This is a genomic window from Sphingomonas molluscorum, assembly GCF_039522995.1.
Taxonomy (GTDB): Bacteria; Pseudomonadota; Alphaproteobacteria; order Sphingomonadales; family Sphingomonadaceae; genus Sphingomonas; species Sphingomonas molluscorum.
This window is the reverse complement of sequence record NZ_BAAAEL010000006.1, coordinates 253857-270718: the sequence shown is the minus strand read 5'-3', so window position 1 is coordinate 270718 and position 16862 is coordinate 253857. Positions and strand designations below refer to the sequence as shown.

Annotated in this window: 16 protein-coding genes; 4 read left to right on the top strand and 12 right to left on the bottom strand. The window is 67.7% G+C overall.

The genetic code is table 11. The features are described from left to right. Window positions 1-49: 49 nt before the first annotated feature. From ABDZ92_RS08965 to ABDZ92_RS08930, 8 genes are all read right to left on the bottom strand, one after another. Window positions 50-862 carry a TrmH family RNA methyltransferase gene (locus ABDZ92_RS08965; RefSeq protein ID WP_125959727.1) on the bottom strand — a complete coding sequence of 271 codons (813 nt, stop codon included), beginning with the start codon at window positions 860-862 and terminating at the stop codon, window positions 50-52. Window positions 863-879: 17 nt separating this feature from the next. Next, window positions 880-1152 (bottom strand): HPr family phosphocarrier protein, encoded by a 273-nt coding sequence (locus ABDZ92_RS08960; protein ID WP_125959610.1) that lies wholly within the window; start codon window positions 1150-1152, stop codon window positions 880-882. Then, window positions 1149-1556, bottom strand: a complete 408-nt coding sequence (locus ABDZ92_RS08955; protein WP_125959611.1) for a PTS sugar transporter subunit IIA — start codon at window positions 1554-1556, stop codon at window positions 1149-1151. Before ABDZ92_RS08955 ends, ABDZ92_RS08960 begins: the two co-directional genes overlap by 4 nt. Before the next feature lie 22 nt (window positions 1557-1578). Then, window positions 1579-2502, bottom strand: coding sequence for an RNase adapter RapZ (rapZ, locus tag ABDZ92_RS08950; RefSeq protein WP_125959612.1), 924 nt, complete (start codon window positions 2500-2502; stop codon window positions 1579-1581). After that, window positions 2499-2927: an HPr kinase/phosphorylase gene (locus tag ABDZ92_RS08945; RefSeq protein ID WP_206432145.1), complete on the bottom strand. Its 429-nt coding sequence runs from the start codon at window positions 2925-2927 to the stop codon at window positions 2499-2501. The genes rapZ and ABDZ92_RS08945 overlap by 4 nt, the downstream gene beginning before the upstream one ends. Next, window positions 2927-4498: a sensor histidine kinase gene (locus ABDZ92_RS08940; protein WP_125959614.1), complete on the bottom strand. Its 1572-nt coding sequence runs from the start codon at window positions 4496-4498 to the stop codon at window positions 2927-2929. Before ABDZ92_RS08940 ends, ABDZ92_RS08945 begins: the two co-directional genes overlap by 1 nt. Then, window positions 4467-5174: a response regulator transcription factor gene (locus tag ABDZ92_RS08935; RefSeq protein ID WP_125959615.1), complete on the bottom strand. Its 708-nt coding sequence runs from the start codon at window positions 5172-5174 to the stop codon at window positions 4467-4469. The genes ABDZ92_RS08940 and ABDZ92_RS08935 overlap by 32 nt, the downstream gene beginning before the upstream one ends. A gap of 97 nt (window positions 5175-5271) precedes the next feature. Then, window positions 5272-7089 carry a DUF885 domain-containing protein gene (locus ABDZ92_RS08930; protein ID WP_125959616.1) on the bottom strand — a complete coding sequence of 606 codons (1818 nt, stop codon included), beginning with the start codon at window positions 7087-7089 and terminating at the stop codon, window positions 5272-5274. A 122-nt stretch (window positions 7090-7211) separates the two neighbouring features. On the opposite strand from ABDZ92_RS08930, the gene ABDZ92_RS08925 reads away from it, so the two are divergent. The 4 genes from ABDZ92_RS08925 (at window position 7212) to ABDZ92_RS08910 (ending at window position 11273) form a co-directional block, all read left to right on the top strand. After that, the gene (locus ABDZ92_RS08925) at window positions 7212-7991 is read left to right on the top strand and encodes an ATP-grasp domain-containing protein (RefSeq protein ID WP_125959617.1); all 780 of its coding nucleotides are present in this window, start codon (window positions 7212-7214) and stop codon (window positions 7989-7991) included. Window positions 7992-8056: 65 nt separating this feature from the next. Next, entirely contained in the window at window positions 8057-9514 is a 1458-nt protein-coding gene (guaB, locus tag ABDZ92_RS08920; protein WP_125959618.1) for an IMP dehydrogenase, read from the top strand. 21 nt (window positions 9515-9535) lie between these two features. Next, window positions 9536-10717 (top strand): RsmB/NOP family class I SAM-dependent RNA methyltransferase, encoded by a 1182-nt coding sequence (locus tag ABDZ92_RS08915; protein ID WP_125959619.1) that lies wholly within the window; start codon window positions 9536-9538, stop codon window positions 10715-10717. Window positions 10718-10751: 34 nt separating this feature from the next. Continuing rightward, a complete protein-coding gene (locus tag ABDZ92_RS08910) occupies window positions 10752-11273 on the top strand; it encodes a tetratricopeptide repeat protein (RefSeq protein ID WP_125959620.1) in 522 nt (173 codons plus the stop codon). Between the two features lie 6 nt (window positions 11274-11279). On the opposite strand, the gene rsmA is transcribed toward ABDZ92_RS08910, so the two are convergent. From rsmA to ABDZ92_RS08890, 4 genes are read right to left on the bottom strand one after another with little or no spacing between them, the layout of a single operon-like run. Next, entirely contained in the window at window positions 11280-12107 is an 828-nt protein-coding gene (gene rsmA / locus ABDZ92_RS08905) for a 16S rRNA (adenine(1518)-N(6)/adenine(1519)-N(6))-dimethyltransferase RsmA (protein ID WP_125959621.1), read from the bottom strand. 5 nt (window positions 12108-12112) lie between these two features. Then, entirely contained in the window at window positions 12113-13135 is a 1023-nt protein-coding gene (pdxA, locus tag ABDZ92_RS08900) for a 4-hydroxythreonine-4-phosphate dehydrogenase PdxA (protein ID WP_125959622.1), read from the bottom strand. An 11-nt stretch (window positions 13136-13146) separates the two neighbouring features. After that, window positions 13147-14535, bottom strand: a complete 1389-nt coding sequence (locus ABDZ92_RS08895) for a peptidylprolyl isomerase (protein ID WP_125959623.1) — start codon at window positions 14533-14535, stop codon at window positions 13147-13149. Between the two features lie 59 nt (window positions 14536-14594). Next, on the bottom strand, window positions 14595-16838 hold the full coding sequence (locus tag ABDZ92_RS08890) for an LPS-assembly protein LptD (protein WP_125959624.1): 2244 nt from the start codon (window positions 16836-16838) through the stop codon (window positions 14595-14597). Window positions 16839-16862: the final 24 nt, after the last annotated feature.

Here is a 16862-nt window from a genome sequence, read left to right as displayed (position 1 = left end):
CGCGCTCCCGACGTGCTGCGGGCGGTGCCCGTGGCACGTCGGCAGGCGATCAGCGGGTCGCCGGCTGCTCCAGGCGATCCAGTACGGTGTAGGCCATCACGGCGGTTGCGACGGCCGCGTTGAGGCTGTCGGCCTTGCCCCGCATCGGGATCTTCACCAGCAGGTCGCACTCCGCCGCCATGAAGTCGGGCATTCCCTGGGCCTCGTTGCCCGTCAGCAGGAATGCCGGCGCCTGATAGGCCGGGGTGCGGTAATCATGCTCCGTGTCGAGGCTGAGCCCGACCAGTTGTCCTAGGCCGGACCGTAGCCAGTCCCGGAACTCGTCCCATCGCGCCCGGGCAAACGGCACGGTGAAGATCGCACCCATGCTCGCCCGCACGGCTTCGACCGAGAAGGGGTCGACGCAGTCATCGAGCAGGATCACGCCGCCTGCGCCGGTCGCATCCGCCGTTCGCAGGATCGTACCCAGGTTGCCCGGATCCCGGAGCCGCTCGGCCACGAGCCACAGGGGGGCGGTGTTGCGATCCAGTCGATCGAGCGCAGTCGGCAACTCGTCATAGACGCCGAGCACCGCACCCGGATTGTCCTTGCCCGAAAGCTTGGAAAGGATGTCGGCATTCGTTTCGATCGCCTCGCCGCCCGCAGCTTCGCAGGCGGCGACCAGCGGCCGGACCAGCGCATGGTCGGCACTCGCGCGCGTGTAGAACAGGTAGCGCGGCAGATGGCCAGCCTCGCGCGCCTCGGTCAGGATGCGGAGCCCCTCGGCCAGGAAGAGCCCCTCGTCGCGGCGGTGCTTCTTGTCGCGAAGGGTGCGGACCCGCTTCACCAGCGGGTTCGAATAGGCGGTGATTTCTCTGGGCATGGCAGCAAGAGCGAGGATCAATCCTCGCCGAAACGATCCTCGACGAGGGCAACCATCTCGCCGACCACGCGATCGGCTTCCGGTCCAGTGGCACTGATCACGATCGTGTCGCCCATGGCCGCGCCCAGCATCATCAGGCCCATGATCGAGGTGGCGGTAACCTGCGAGCCGTCCTTTTCCACCGTAAGCGGGATCGGCTGGCTCGAGGCCAGGGTCACGAACTTCGCGCTGGCACGGGCATGCAGGCCGCGCCGGTTGGCGATGCGGACTTCACGGCGGACCTCGCTCATGCAGCAGCTTCCCCAAGCACTTCCGAGGCGACGGAGATATATTTGCGCCCGGCGTCACGCGCGGCCGCCACGGCCTCGACGACCTTCATCGTCTTGCGCGCACCGCCGAGGCGAATCAGCATCGGCAGGTTGATGCCGGCGATCACCTCGATCCGTCCCGTCTCCATCAGCGAAATGGCGAGGTTCGACGGGGTGCCGCCGAACAGGTCGGTCAGCACGATCACGCCGTTGCCGTCGTTCACTTCCTCGATGCCGTGCGCGATGTCCGCGCGGCGTTCTTCCATGTCGTCTTCCGGGCCGATGCACACGGTTGCGATCCGTTCCTGCCGGCCGACGACATGCTCCATCGCGACGACGAACTCTTCTGCGAGCCGCCCGTGCGTCACGAGTACCAAGCCGATCATTTCTCTCGAGCCCCCGAGCGATTCATGGAGCCTGCGGTGCATCCTCCAGCGAGTTCTGGGGAATTGTTCCCAGATCGCGGTGGGTCACCGTGGGCGAAAATCCTGCGTCGCGCAACCATGACGCCATCCGTTCTGCGACGTGGACCGAACGGTGTCGCCCCCCGGTACACCCGAACGCGACCGTAACATAGGCCTTTCCTTCGGCCCGGTAGCGCGGGAGGAGGGTGCCCAGCAACGTCTCGATCGCCTGCATCGCCGCTGGATAGGCCGGATCCTCCGCCACATAGGCGGCAACGTCGGCGTCCTGTCCCGTTCCGGGGCGCAACTCCGGCACCCAATGGGGATTTTGCAGGAAGCGCATGTCCAGGACGATATCGGCGTTGCGTGGCAGTCCCCGTGCGAACCCGAACGAAAGCACCGACAGCGTCGGCTCGCCGTGGCCCGGGATCGAATAGGTGACGCGGACCTGCTGCGCCAGGTCGGCCGCGGACATGTCGGTGGTGTCGACGAGCTGGCTCGCCCAGCGGCGCAGTGGCGCCAGGAGCTCCCGCTCCCGCGCGATGCCGTCGCTCGCTGGGCGATCGAGCGCGAGCGGGTGCCGCCGCCGAGTCTCCGCGTAACGCCGCTCCAGTTCGGTGCTGGCACAGTCGAGGAACAGCGTGCCGATGTCGCGGCCGCCTTCCTCGTTCAGGAGCTTGATGCGGCGGACGATGCTCTCCGCGTCGAAGCCGCGGGTGCGCGAACCGATGCCGATGGCCAGCGGCTGACCACCTTCGCGGTGGGTGACCGGCTGCTCGGTCGCAAGAAGGCGATCGAGCAGCAGCAGCGGCAGGTTGTCGACCACTTCCCAGCCGAGATCCTCAAGCGTCTTGAGCACGGTCGACTTGCCCGCGCCGGACAGGCCGGTGACGAGAAGAATGCGCTGGGGCTCGTTCCGCGCGCTCATGCAGCGCCCGCGAGCATGCGAAGGGCGAGTTCCACTTTGATCGGTGCAGAGGGCTCGAGGGCAGGAAGCGCTACGAGCGGGATTTTGATACCGGCGATGCAGCGCTGCTCCGGGCGTTCCGGCAGCCGCTCTGGCGTGGGCTCGATGCGGACCATCATGGCGACGGGTACCTCGTTCCGGAAGGGCAAAGAGACAATGCCGATCCCGCGCACTTCGATCCGCCCCGCAATTCGTTCCGGTGCGCGACCCACCAGGCGGGATTCCTGCACCTCAAGCACCGTATAGTCGTCGCTGACCAGCTCGGCGCCGCGATCCACCAGCCGGAGCGTCAGGTCGGACTTGCCAGCGCCGGACTCTCCTTCGATCAGCACGCCACGGCCGTCGATTGCGACACAGCAGGCGTGGAGTGTCTCGGCAGCCGGCATCACGCCGCCACCTGCGGCAGGCGGACAACGAAGCGGGCACCACTCAGGCGATCTTCTCGGGATTCGACGGCGATCATGCCTCCATGCCCTTCGACAATGGTGCGCGCTATGGCAAGGCCCAGGCCCGAGTGGGTGCCGAAAGCCTCGCTCGCCGGACGGACCGAGTGAAAGCGGCGGAAGATCGCGTCCCGCGCTTCCTCGGGCACGCCGGGGCCCTCGTCCTCCACGCGAACCACGATCGAGCTGTCCTCGGCGACCGCCGACACGGTGACGAGTCCGTCGTCGGGCGAAAAGGAGACGGCGTTGTCCAACAGGTTCTCGAACACCCGCTCCAGCCGCGAGCCTTCGCCAGAGACGAGCAAAGGCCCTTCGCTGAGCCGATCGAAGCGGACCCGCACGCCCCTGACCGGCTCGCGTTCGGCCCGCAGCCGAACCAGCGCCTCCAGCAGCGCCGCCACGTCGATCGGCTCGAACTTGGCGCGGCTCAGCTGCGCGTCCAAGCGCGAAGCATCCGAAATGTCGCTGATCAGCCGGTCCAAGCGGTGCACATCGTCGCGCATGATCGCCATCAGCCGTTCCTGCAAGGCAGGGTCCTTGACGTGGTCGAGGCTGTCCATCGCAGAGCGCAGCGAGGCTAGAGGGTTCTTGAGCTCGTGCGTCACATCCGCGGCGAAGGCTTCCGTCGCGTCGATCCGCGCGCGCAGGGCGCCGCTCATGTCGGAGATCGCGCGGGCCAGCATCCCGATCTCGTCCCGGCGGTAGGGCAGGCGGGGCACGACGACCTCGCGCGCCCGGCCTAGGCGGACGCGCACCGCGGCGCGCGCCAGCAGCCGGAGCGGCTGCACGATGGTGCGCGCGAGGAACAGGGAGAGCAGCACGGAGACGAGCGCCACCACCAGCAGGACGAGGCTCAATCGCAGGCGCTCGGCGCGGACGGTCTGGACGATGTCGCGGGCGTCCACCGTCGAGTGCAGCGTAGCCCCGGCCGCGAGCGGGGCGGCGGCGGTGATCACCGGCGAGCGATCCGGTGCGCGCCAGACGGTTGCGACGCCTCTCCCCGTGGCGGCTGCGCTGACTACCTCGGGCCATTTCAGCCCGTCCGACTTGCCGCGTTCGCGGTACAGCGGGGCACGGCGGGTGCCGGCGACGGTGTCGATCATCGCGTCGAGCAGCCGTGCGACATCTTGCTGCCACGGCTCCTTGTCGGGATCCCGCAGTCGGAAATTCTGCACGCCCGCCGCGCGACTGTCGAAGCGCTCGATGCCACCGGCGTCATACACGCGCAGTCGCGCACCCTGGGCGCGGGCCATTCGCAGCAGGAGCCGGGTACGTGCTTCCGGGTCCACCGCGCGCAGCGCCTCACCGGTGAGCGCAATCTCTCGCTCGGCCTGGCTCACCCGCTCATCGAGGATGCGCGCGCGAAAGCTGTCCAGGTAGAAGAAGCCGCCGGCGACAAGCGCCAGGGCGAAGATGTTGACGAACAGGATGCGCGGCGTGAGCGAAACCCGTCCCGAGCGGCGGGAGCCCAGCGCCTGCTCCCTATTCCTCCGAGAAGCGGTAGCCGGCGCCATAGAGCGTCTCGATGGCGTCAAACTCGGAGTCTACCTGCCGGAACTTGCGCCGAATGCGCTTGATGTGGCTGTCGATCGTCCGGTCGTCGACATAGATGTCGTCTTGGTAGGCCGCGTCCATCAGCTGGTTGCGCGTCTTCACGATACCGGGACGCTGTGCCAGCGTCTCGAGGATCAGGAACTCGGTCACCGTGAGCGTCACCGGGCCGCCGTTCCAGGTGACCCGGTGGCGCGCCGGATCCATCGAAAGACGCCCGCGGACGAGAACCGGCTGCGGGGGCTCCTCACCCGCGCCGAGAGCGACCGCGGGCGCTTCGGCACGGCGGAGGATCGCGCGGATGCGGGCAATCAACAGCCGCTGGGAAAAGGGCTTGGCGATGTAATCGTCGGCTCCCATCGCCAGGCCGAGGGCCTCGTCGAGCTCGTCGTCCTTGGAGGTCAGGAAGATCACCGGGATCTGGCTCTTCTCGCGCAGGCGCCGCAGCAGCTCGAGCCCGTCCATCTTGGGCATCTTGATGTCCAGCACGGCAAGGTCCGGCGGGTTGTCGATCAACGCCTTCAGCGCCGCCTCGCCGTCCGAATAGACGCGCGTCGAGAATCCGTCCGCTTGAAGGGCGATCGAGACCGAGGTCAGGATGTTGCGATCGTCATCGACGAGCGCGATCGTCGCCGTCATCGCTGGTCCCCTGGTTTCGCTGCCATGCCCCGGCGGTATCCCAAAGAGGTGGGAGGCTCAACCTCGGCGGCATCGTGATGCCGGCGCGTGCGCGGGGTCACCCCCGCGCCTTGGCGATGAAGCCGTCGATGTTTCGCTCGAGCACCGTCATGGGGACGCCGCCGCCGGTGATCACCGCGTCGTTGAACCCGCGGAAGTCGAAGCGGTCGCCAAGCGCCTGCTGCGCCTTACGCCGCAGCCGGTTGATCTCCGAATGCCCGACTTTGTAGCCGCAGGCCTGGCCGGGCCAGGAGCAATAGCGGTCCACTTCACCGCTTACCTCCTCCACGGTCGAGCCGTTGGTGGTGGCGAACCACTGGATCGCCTGCTCGCGCGTCCACCGCTTCGCGTGGAGGCCGCTGTCGACCACCAGACGACAGGCGCGGAAGGCGATCGACTGGAGGTAGCCGAGCCGCCCCACGGGATCCTTCTCGTAGACACCCAGCTCATCGCCAAGCTGCTCGCCGTAGAGTGCCCAGCCTTCGGAGAAGGCGTTGAACCCGAGCAGCGACCGAATGAGCGGCAAGCGGAACGTATATTCGCCCTGCCAGACATGGCCGGGGATGGCTTCATGATAGGAAAGAGTGGGAAGCGCATAGCGCGGCCAGATCTCCGTGGTGCGCAGGTTGATCCACAGCTTCCCCGGGACGCTGCCGTCGATCGACCCGGGCCCGCCATAGGCACCGGGCGCGCCCGCTTCCTCCACCAGCGGGATACGGCGCACCTCGGCGCGACCGGGAACCAGGGTGTGGAAGGCGCGCGGCATGCGGGCGCGCATGTCCTGGATGCGGTCGGTCAGCAGCGCGATGATCTGCTCGCGACCCTTGTCGTCGTTCGGGAACAGGAAGCGCGGGTCCTTGCCAAGCGCCGTCATCCGCTCGCCGACGGTGCCCTTGGTATAGCCGAGCGGCTTCAGGATCGTATCCATTTCCGCTTGAAGCCGCGCGAGTTCCTCGCGGCCCATGGCGTGGACCTCGTCGGGCGTCATGTTGGTCGTCGTGGAGGCCCGGAGCGCCCAGGCGTAATAGGCGTCGCCGTTCGGAAGCTTCCAGGCGCCGGCGTCGCTGGTCGCCTTTGCCCGCTGTTCCTTCAGCGCCGCCTCCTGGCGAAGCAGCGCGGGTCGGACCTTCTGCTCCAACACCTGCGCGACAGCCTTGGCGTCCGTACCCGGGATCTTGGCGGTGCGGCTGGCGTAGCTTTTGTAGAGATCCCAGCCGGTCACCGCCCCGGCATGGCTCTTGCCGATCTGCGCCAGCGTCTTGTCGAGCAGGAAGTCGGGCGGGATCACGCCCAGCGCCGTCGCAGCGCGCAGGCGCTCGGTCTCGCCGTCGAGCTGATCGGCATAAGCGTCAACGCGGGCGACGAATGCCTCTGCATCCGCCCGGGTCTCGATCTTGTGATCGCTGTCCAGGAAGCGTGGGGTGTCGAGATAGGCCCCGACGTTCTGCACGACCACATAGGGCGTGTTGCGCCAGCCCCCGACGGCGACGTCGCCATAGGGTTGGGCGAAGCCTTCAAGCGCAGTCTCGAACGCGGTGCGGACGACGTCGACATCGGTACGCGTGGCTGTCGAGAGCTGCGCCGTGTCGATTGCCTTCAGGCGACGCACATGATCCGTGAGGTGCTGGCGCAGCTTCGCCTGACCCGCAGGGGAGCGGTCGCCGAGCCGGGACTTGAGCGCGGCCCGCTTGCCTGTGTCGATCCCCAGTCCCGATGCCGTTTCGGGCATATCCGCCAGCAGGGATTCCGCGATCTGCGACAACAGCGCTTCCGCCGCGGCGTCGGCTCCCGTGGCGGCGAAAGCGGTCGCCGGCAGAGCCTGGGTCGCAGCGGCGGCCGCGCTGGCAGCCAGAAGTTCGCGGCGGGTCAGGGTCATGCGGGCTCCTCAAGGACAGCTCCGGGGCGGTGACATCGGCCCCGGGTTGGAATTGAGCGGCTTTGCTAGCATGACGGCGCCATGAGGACAGCCCATCTCGCCCGCCGCCTGGCGGCGCACCCATGATCCGCCGCGTGCTGTTCGGCGAGCATTCCACGCAAGCGCCGGCAATCGCCCAGTTCATCGACCGTGCGTGGTTCGAGCCGAGCTTCGCGTACCTCGCTTCTGCGGACTTCGCAGGCTTCGATCTGGTGGTGCCGCTTAGCGTCGCGCAGATTGCGCAGGCACGCCCAGCGAACTTCGACGGCGTCCGCCGCGCGGTGCTGCCGAGTCCGGAGCTCGTGGCACTGTGCGACGACAAGCTCGCATGCAACGAGTGGCTGATCGAGCACGGCTTCGGAGAGAACGTCCCGGCGCTGCTGGACGACGAGCCGGATTGTTTCCCTTACATCCGCAAATCCCGCCACGGGAACTTCGGGGCAGGTTGCGTGATGGTGCGCGATGCCGCGGAGGCGGCGGCGATCGGCGCCATCCCGGAAGACTCGTTCCATCAACGGGCGGTGCCGGGCGCCGACGAATATGTTCTGCACCTTCTGCGCATCGACGGGCATGTCCGTTTCCAGCTTTGCTACCGATACGACATGGGAACGCCTCTGGCCGTGCGCGGCGGAGCTCAGGGAGCCAAGGCGGTTGTGCCTGCCGATCCCGGTGACGCGCTATCGCTCTGCCGTGCCGTCCTGGACGCGATGCAGTACGAGGGTACCTGCTGCTTCAACTACAAGCTGGAGGACGGGCGACCGCAGATCCTGGAGATCAACCCGCGCTTCGGCGGCTCGCTTGTCGGCGAAGTCAGCGCCTATCTCCAGGCGCACGTCGACGCGCTGGCGCCAATCGCCCCCTAGCGCGGCGGCATGACCTTGGTTACATGGGCCGCCAACCTTCGACTCCCGCAGGATCTGGCGCCCCCATGGACATCCCTCTCGGTCTCACCTTCGACGACGTTCTCCTGTACCCGGCGGAATCCGACGTTCTGCCCAGCCAGGCGGACACGCGGACGCAGGTGACCCGCAGCCTCGCGCTCAACATCCCCTTCCTGTCCTCGGCAATGGATACCGTGACCGAGGCGGACATGGCGATCGTGATGGCCCAGCTCGGCGGCATCGGCGTCCTCCATCGCAACCTCGACATCGAGCAACAGGTCGCCGCGGTGCGCGCGGTCAAGCGCTTCGAGTCGGGCATGGTGGTCAACCCGATCACCATCCTGGCAGACGCACCGCTCGCGGAAGCGCGGCTCCTGATGGAGCGCCATCGGATCAGCGGCATCCCGGTGACGGACCCGACGGGCAAGCTGGTTGGCATCCTCACCCATCGCGACGTCCGGTTCGCCGAGAACCCGGCGCAGCCGATCTCTGAGCTGATGACGCGCGACAATCTCGCGACGGTCCCAGCCGGCGTCAGCCAGGAAGAAGCGCGCCGCCTGCTCCACCAGCGTCGCATCGAGAAGCTGCTTGTGGTGGACGAGGCGTACCGCTGCGTCGGCCTCATCACCGTCAAGGACATCGAAAAGGCGGTCACCTATCCTTCGGCCACCAAGGACGCCGCCGGCCGGCTCTGCGTGGCGGCGGCGACCACCGTCGGCGACAAGGGCTATGAGCGTACCGCCGCTCTGGTCGACGCCGAGTGCGACCTCATCGTGATCGACACGGCACACGGCCACAACCGCGAGGTCGCGCGCGCGGTGGAGCGGGTGAAGAAGCTCTCCAACTCCGTCCAGGTGATCGCAGGCAATGTCGCCACGGCCGAGGCGACCCGTGCGCTGATCGATGCGGGCGCCGACGGCATCAAGGTCGGCATCGGACCCGGCTCGATCTGCACCACCCGCGTGGTCGCGGGCATCGGTGTGCCGCAGCTGACCGCGGTGATGGAATCGGCCAAGGAAGCCCGAAAGTCGGGCGTGCCCGTGATCGCGGACGGCGGCATCCGCACGTCGGGCGACGTGGCCAAGGCGCTGGCTGCCGGCGCATCCGCGGTGATGATCGGATCGCTGCTTGCGGGCACCGAAGAGGCGCCCGGCGAGACCTTCCTGTACCAGGGGCGCGCCTATAAGTCGTACCGCGGCATGGGCTCCGTCGGCGCGATGGCGAAGGGCTCGGCCGATCGATATTTCCAGCAGGACATCAAGGATCAGCTGAAGCTCGTTCCGGAGGGGATCGAGGGGCAGGTGCCGTACAAGGGCCCGGCGCGCGACGTGATCCACCAGTTGGTCGGCGGCGTGAAGGCGGCGATGGGCTACACGGGTTCGCACACGATCCCGGAGCTTCAGGAGCGCGCGCGCTTCGTCCGTATCACCGGCGCGGGTCTTCGCGAGAGCCATGTGCATGATGTGACGATCACGCGTGAAGCGCCCAACTATCCGACCCGCTGACCGCGCGACGAGGGTGCTGCCGTGACACCGGCTGCGCGGGCGCAGGCCGCAATCGACTTGCTGGATGCCGTGATAGAGGCGGCCCGCAGCGGGGGTGCGGCCGCCGACACGGTCGCCCAGCGCTTCTTTGCGGCCCGGCGCTACGCCGGATCTAAGGACCGGCGGGCGATCCGCGGGCTTGTCTACGAAGCGATCCGCAGCTTCGGGGAGCGGCCGGCGAGCGGCCGTGCGGCGATGGTCGCGCTGGCGCGTGGCCGTCCAGAATTGGCCGAGTGCTTCGACGGTTCCGGCTACGGACCGGCTCCGATCCAGGCGGATGAACCCGAGGCGGAGGCGGCGCTCGCGCCTGCGTGGCTGATCGAGGCGTTCGCGGCTTCCGGACTCGACACGAACGAAGTCGCTGCGCTCCTGGAGCGGGCGCCCGTCGACGTGCGGGTCAACCGCCTGAAGGCGGATCGCGCCTCGGTACAGGCGGAGGTCGGCGGGGAGCCGCTGCCGTTTGCACCGGACGCGCTCAGGCTGGGGACAGACGCCCCGGTAGAGCCGTTGCCCCCATGGCGGGAAGGCCGCATCGAAGTGCAGGATGCGGGCAGCCAGATCGTCGGCAGCCTCGCAGGTGCGGAGCCCGGCATGTGCGTCGTGGATCTTTGCGCAGGAGGGGGCGGCAAGACCCTCTCCCTGGCGGCTACAATGGAGAACCGGGGACGGATCGTGGCGAGCGATACCGATCGCGCGCGGCTTTCCCGACTTCCCGAACGCGCCGCACGAGCGGGTGTCGCCATCGCGGAAACCCGGCTGCTCGACCCCAAGCGCGAAGCCGAAGGACTGGCGGACCTTCACGGAAGCGCCGATGTCGTGCTGGTCGACGCGCCTTGCTCGGCCACCGGGACCTGGCGACGCAATCCCGAGGCGCGATGGCGGCTGACGCCTGAGCGGCTTGCCCGTTTCGCCGAGGTACAGTCGCGGCTGCTCGGCGTCGGGGCGGAGTTGGTGCGCCCCGGCGGAGCCCTCACCTATGTCGTGTGTTCTCTGCTGGACGCAGAGGGACGGGAGCAGGTCGCAGCCTTCCTGAGCCGGCACCCTGGCTGGTCGGCTGCACCGATCGAAGCCGCCGTCGGGCGACGGCATGGCGACGGGCGCCGCCTGACGCCCGCGCACGATGGCACGGATGGCTTTTTTGTCGCGAGGCTGGTGCGCGCATGATAGCCGTGCACTCGTGACGCTAACGGAGAAGATCATGCGCCTCACCACTCTGACGGCGGCAGCTGCACTGGCGCTCGTCAGCATCTCCACGTCGCTGAGCGGCCAGCGTCCCGACGACCAGATCAACCCGCGGTCGATGGCGTTGCTGCAACAGGGGGAGGCCGCGCGCGCGGCCGGACAGCTGGACCGGGCAGCCGGTCTGATCGAAACCGCGCTGGCGGTCGATCCGCGCAACCGACAGGCCTTCAACGTGCTGGCGGAGATCGCGCGGGCGCGCGGGCTGCCCGGGCAGTCGATCCGGCTCTACCGTGAGGCGTTGGCACTGGAGCCGACCGACCTGCGGGCGCTACGCGGGCAGGGTGAGGCGCTGGTGGCGAAGGGTGCCATGGTGAAGGCGCAGGAGAATCTGGCGAAGATCCGGAAGCTGTGCGGCAATGACTGCACGGACGCGACGGCCCTCGCCGCTGCGATCAGCAAGGGGCCGCCGGCCACCGCTACCGCGCAGCAGTCGGTCACGCCTGCCCAGGCGCCGGCGGCGACACCGGCCAAGCCGTAAGACCGATCAGCGCGCTGGCGCCTCGAGCGCCCGCGCCAGGGCAACGAACTCCTCCACCCGGACCGTCTCCGCACGCCGGGTGACGTCGATCCCGATGCGCTCGGCCGCGTCGAGTGCACCGGCGAGCGGCTTCAGGCTCTGCCGAAGCATCTTGCGACGCTGGCCGAATGCGGCAGCGGTGATCCGCTCCAGCGTCGCCATTCGCACACCCTCCGGCATCTCGGCAGGAAGGATGTGCACCACGGCGGACATCACCTTGGGGGGCGGGGTGAAGGCGGAGCGATGCACCGGCATCGCGATACGCGCCCTCGATCGCCACTGCGCGAGGACCGCCAGTCGGCCATAGGCTTCCTCACCTGCGTGCGAGACGATCCGCTCGGCGACTTCCTTCTGGAACATCAGCGTCAGGCTCTGCCACCAGGGAGACCACTCCGACGAGAGCCAGCCGATCAGCAGCGCCGTGCCGACATTGTACGGCAGATTGGAGACGATATGCGGCCGGCCCTCGAACAGGGCGGGCGCGTCGATCTCCAGCGCATCCCCCTCGATGAGCCGGAGCTTGCCCGGATAGGCTTCGGACAGTTCCTGAAGGGCGGGGATGCACCGGTGGTCGCGCTCGATCGCCGTCACCTTTGCTCCGGCGGCGAGCAGTGCGCGCGTCAGCCCGCCTGGCCCAGGGCCGACTTCGAGCACTTCCTGCCCGGCAAGATCACCCGGCACACGAGCGATCCGGGCGAGAAGCTGCCCGTCAAACAGGAAGTTCTGGCCGAGCGCCTTGCTTGCGCTCAGACCATGGCGGCGGATAACCTCCCGGAGCGGGGGCAGCGTGTCCATGGATGCTACTGGCAGGCGCTGGTGCGCCGCACGGCTGCCGCCTGTGCAGCCATGCGGATCGCCGCGATCATCGCTCCGGGTTCCGCCTCGTTGCGTCCGGCGATCCCGAACGCGGTGCCGTGATCCGGCGACGTGCGTACGATGGGCAAGCCCAGGGTCATGTTCACGCCCTCGTCAAAGTGGAGGGTCTTGATCGGGATCAGCGCCTGGTCGTGATAGAGGCACAGCGCCACGTCGTAGAGTGCGCGCGCACGCGGGTGGAACATCGTATCCGCTGCATACGGCCCGACCGCGTCGATGCCTTCTGCCTGAAGCTGCTCGATGGCGGGAATCAGGAAGTCGATCTCCTCACTCCCGATCGCGCCGCCTTCGCCGGCATGCGGATTGAACCCGGCGAAGGCCAGGCGCGGCTTCAGGATGCCGAAGTTCCGCTGGAGGCCACGAGCCGTGGCGCGCGCCTTCGCGACGATCAACTCGATGCTGATCGTGCTCGCAACACTCCGCAGCGGGATGTGCGTGGTGATCGGAACGACCCGGAGCGTAGGGCCGGCGAGCATCATCACGGCATTCTCATGCGCGACACCGCACCGCTCCGCCACGAACTCCGTCTGGCCGGGATAGGTGAACCCGATGTCGTACAGCTGCTTTTTGGAAACCGGCCCGGTGATCACCGCGCTGGCGGCTCCCGATCGGGCGAGGCCGGCCGCCAGCTCCAGCGATTGAAGCGCGCACCGTGCACCGTCGATGTCGGGCGCCCCGGGAACGACCTCGCCAGCATCCGCCGCCGCGATCACCGGAAGCCCGTTGCCGAACGCGGCAGTCGCCTCATGCGGGTCGCTGATGGCAACGACGGGGCCATCCCAGACCTGCGACACCGCGCGCGGATCGCCGACCGCGAAGAACGGCGGGAGCATATGCGGCGCCCGCGCGCTCCAGGCCTTGGCAATGATCTCCGGCCCGATCCCGGCCGGATCGCCCATCGAGACGGCCAGCGGGGGAAGCTCGGACGGCCGCTGGCTGGAAGGCATCGCGCTAGGGATCAGCGATACTCCACGATGGCGTCGCGACGCAGGTCGCGCAGCATGCGCTGAGCACGAAGGTTCACGCGCTCCTGCTCGACCTGCTGCTGGACGGCTTCGGCGGAGGGCAGGCTAGCGGTACGGCTGTCATCGCGGCCGCACAGCACCAGTACGCGCACGCCTTCGGTCGGGCTGCCGAACGGCTGGGTGGCCTCGCCCACCTGCAGCTTCACCATCAGGTCCTGGAGCGCCGGGGGCAGGTCCCGGACACGGACCGAGTCGTTGTCTACGACCTCCACGCCGAGGTCGCTGGCGACCTTGCTGACTTCGCCGCAGCCGCGGATCTTGCTGGTCGCCTCTGCGAACTGCGCGGCGAGCTTCGTCGCCTGTGCCTGGCTCGTGCCCGCAGGGAAGTTCTTGGTGAGCTGTCGCAGGCTAAGGCGCGCGTCCCGCGGATCGGCCATCAGCACCTGGCGCTTGTCGGTCAGGTACAGGATCGAGAAGCCGCCCGGCGTCTGGATCGGGCCTGCGATCTGGCCAACTTCCATGCCCTGCGCTGCCTGTGCGAGCGGCGCCGGCAGGGTGGCAAGGCGGATCCAGCCCAGGTCTCCCTGCACCGCACGCGTCGACGCTTCGGAGAAGTTCGACGCGAAATACTCGAACGGTGCACCCTTGCGGATCTGCTCGATGATCTTACGGCTCGCGTCGATCACCTCGGCCTCACGATCCGGCGTGGCCGAGAGATAGATTTCCTTCAGGTGATACTCGTCGGTGCCTTTGGCCGCTTCCAGTCGGTCCAGGATCGCCTTCACCTCTTCGTCGCCGACGTTGATGAAGGGCTCGACACGGCTGCGCAGGAGGCGGCTCCAGGCGAGCTCGCCCTCGATCTGGCGCTTCATCGACTTTTCCGACGAACCGACCTGGCGCAGGTAGGCGCGCATCTGGTCCGGCGTCCGCTTGAAGTTGCGTGACACCCGGGCAAAGCCCTGGTCGATCTCCGTCGTCGTGACGGTGATGTCGTTGTTCTTGGCTTCCTGGATCTGCAGCGTCTCGTCGATCAGCTGGCGGACGATCTGCAGGCGCAGCTGGTCGCGATCCTCGGGGCTCAGCTTGATGTTGTTGAGCGCCACGACGAGCGCGATGCGCTGGTCCACGTCGGTACCGGTCAGAACCGCATTGTTGACGATCGCCGTCGCCTTGCGGACGTTCGGATCCTGCTTGCCGAAGATGGTCGGATTTTGTGGGAGATTGAGGTTCGCCGCGGGGCTTGCCTGGTCGTCGGGCACGACCTGCGCCGACAGGGTCGATGCGGTCGCCGCACCGGCGAGCAGCAGCAGCGTGGCGGCATTCCGGAAGCGGCGCCCGTTCACGAAATTCTTGATCACCTGGTGTTCAACCTCATCAACCATCCGGCGCGACAGGGGCACAATCCAGCGCTCACCTTGCCCGCACGTCCCTGAACAGGGGCTTAGCGGCCCAGGTTCTTGAATGCCAGCGTCAGCAAGTAGCTGTTGCCGCCGCGCGCATCGCCGTTGTCCTGATAGTCCCGCTTCCAGGTGGCGCCCAGCCGCAGGCAATCGTCTTCATAGGTGACGCCGATCCGGTGCCGGATCGGATCGAAGCCGTCCGCGGCGGAGAGGACGTCCTCGCTGCGGTCGGTAAGATCGACGGTCGCGGAGCCGAACACGGACCAGAAGGGTGCAAACTGCACCCGAGCGCCCACTCGAGCCTCCTCGCGGTCCAGCAGGTCCTCGACCGCATCGATATCGCGGTTCAGCCGGAGATAGCCCAGCAGGAGGTACGTCTTACGCGATCCGATCGTCGCGTCGACTTCGTTGCGGCGCACGGCCAGCCCGTCCTTGTCGAGGCGATAGCGGTGCGTGAACTGCACGAAGTCGCGGAACCGGACCTCGGTCCGCCCGACGATATCGGACAGGCGATCATCCAGCCCGGTGCCGTCCGGAAGGATCGTCTCGCGGTTCGAGAGGCGATAGCTTTGCCCCACGGTCGCGTTGATCTCCACCCCCGGCAGGTTGAGCGCGTAGTCGATGCCGTAGGTGAAGCGCGTCGAGTCCTCGAACCGGTCGTAGCCGGGGAAGCGATTGAGCGCGAAGAGATTGGAGTCCTCGAGATCGACCGCCCGTGCGTCTTCGTTCGGAACCGAAAGGTTGGCGACATGCGGCGACACGACCGCCTGCAGTCGCGGCGTGATCCGCTGAGTGCCGCCGAAGACCTCTCCCACGAAGGGCCATTGCACGTCGATTGCGACGGCGCCGATCGCGCGCGTGCTCACGCCCTCATTGCCACGGTAGCTGGCAACGATCGTCTCCAGCGTGTCGTTCGCGTTGTAGATGTCCCCGCGGGCATAGGCGGTCAACGTTACCTGCTGTCCCCAGTCCGTGATGCGCCGCAGATCCCACTGGGCGGATGCAAAGGCGCGTTGGGTATCCTGGCCCTCCTGGCGGAACAGCGCGAGTGAGTTCGCCTGAAGCTGCAGGACACCCCCGGCGATCCCTTCGATCCGCCGCCGATAGTCGATCGCGGGAAGGGCGATCGGCTGCATCTTCTGGTTGTCCCCGGTGCGCATCGTCTGCACCGCCCAGCCATCGATCGAGAGATAGCTATTCTCGTCGATCCGCTCGACCTTCAGGTTGTTGCGGAGCCGGTCTTCGCGGGAGATGTCGTACCGACGCAGGAACGTGTCGTCGGTCTGGAGGCGCAGGGACCCGCTCACGCTCCAGTTGGGGTCGAGCTGGAACCTGCCCACCGCGTCGATATAGCCGCGGAAGGAGCGCTCGCTGTTCACCGTCTCCCCACTGTCCAGAACCTCGTCGCTCCGGCGACTATAGGTTCCGTATCCGATCACCCGCAGCGCGCCGGTTTCGGTGAGCTGCCGGTATTCCGCCTCCAGCATCGGCAGAACCGAGGTGAAGATGTGTGGCGTGATGGTGAGGTCGCGGTTCGGCGCGAGTGCGAAGTAATAGGGGACCGCCACCTCGACCCCGTTCACCCGGTCGATCCGGAACGATGGGGTGAGCACGCCGCCCGCGCTCCCACCACCTACCGAATGGCTGAACGCGGGGAGTGGAATTCCCGGCAGACTGAACAGCTTCAGCTGCGCGCCGGAGTAGCGGATGCGATGATCCGTCGGATTGTAGGTCACCCGGACGGCAGTGATCTGCCACGACGGTTGCTTGGGGCAGCCTTCAGAATTCGTCACGGCACACGGGCTGTAGGCGGCCTGCTCGACCTGGATCACGCCGCCGGCGTCGCGGCTGCCGCGCTGGGCGGCGATCCGGCCGCCCTCGTCCAGCACGACCAGCATGTTCTGGATCAGGCCATCCTTCAACGAGTCGGTCAGCTCGATGCGATCGCCATAGGCGGTGTCACCCTCCGGGTTGGTGACCGCGATGTTCCCCTCGGCCACGACCTGGCCCGACTTGCGGTTCCAGCTGACACGGTCGGCGCGCAGCCGGTCGCCTTCGCGGAACATCCGCACGTCGCCGGTCGCCGTGACCACATCGGCCTCGGTGTCATAGTCGAGCCGGTCCGCGGTGAAGCGGATTTCATCCTCGGAGGCTGGCGCTGCTGCGGCTTCGGGCGGCGGTGGTGGCACCGGCCGGTCCTGAAGATCCTGCGCCATGGCGGAGGCGCCGCCGAACGCCAGCCAGAACTGCACCGCGCCGGACAGGAGGAGGACGCTACGCTTCACCTAGAACTACTCTCCATGCGGCGG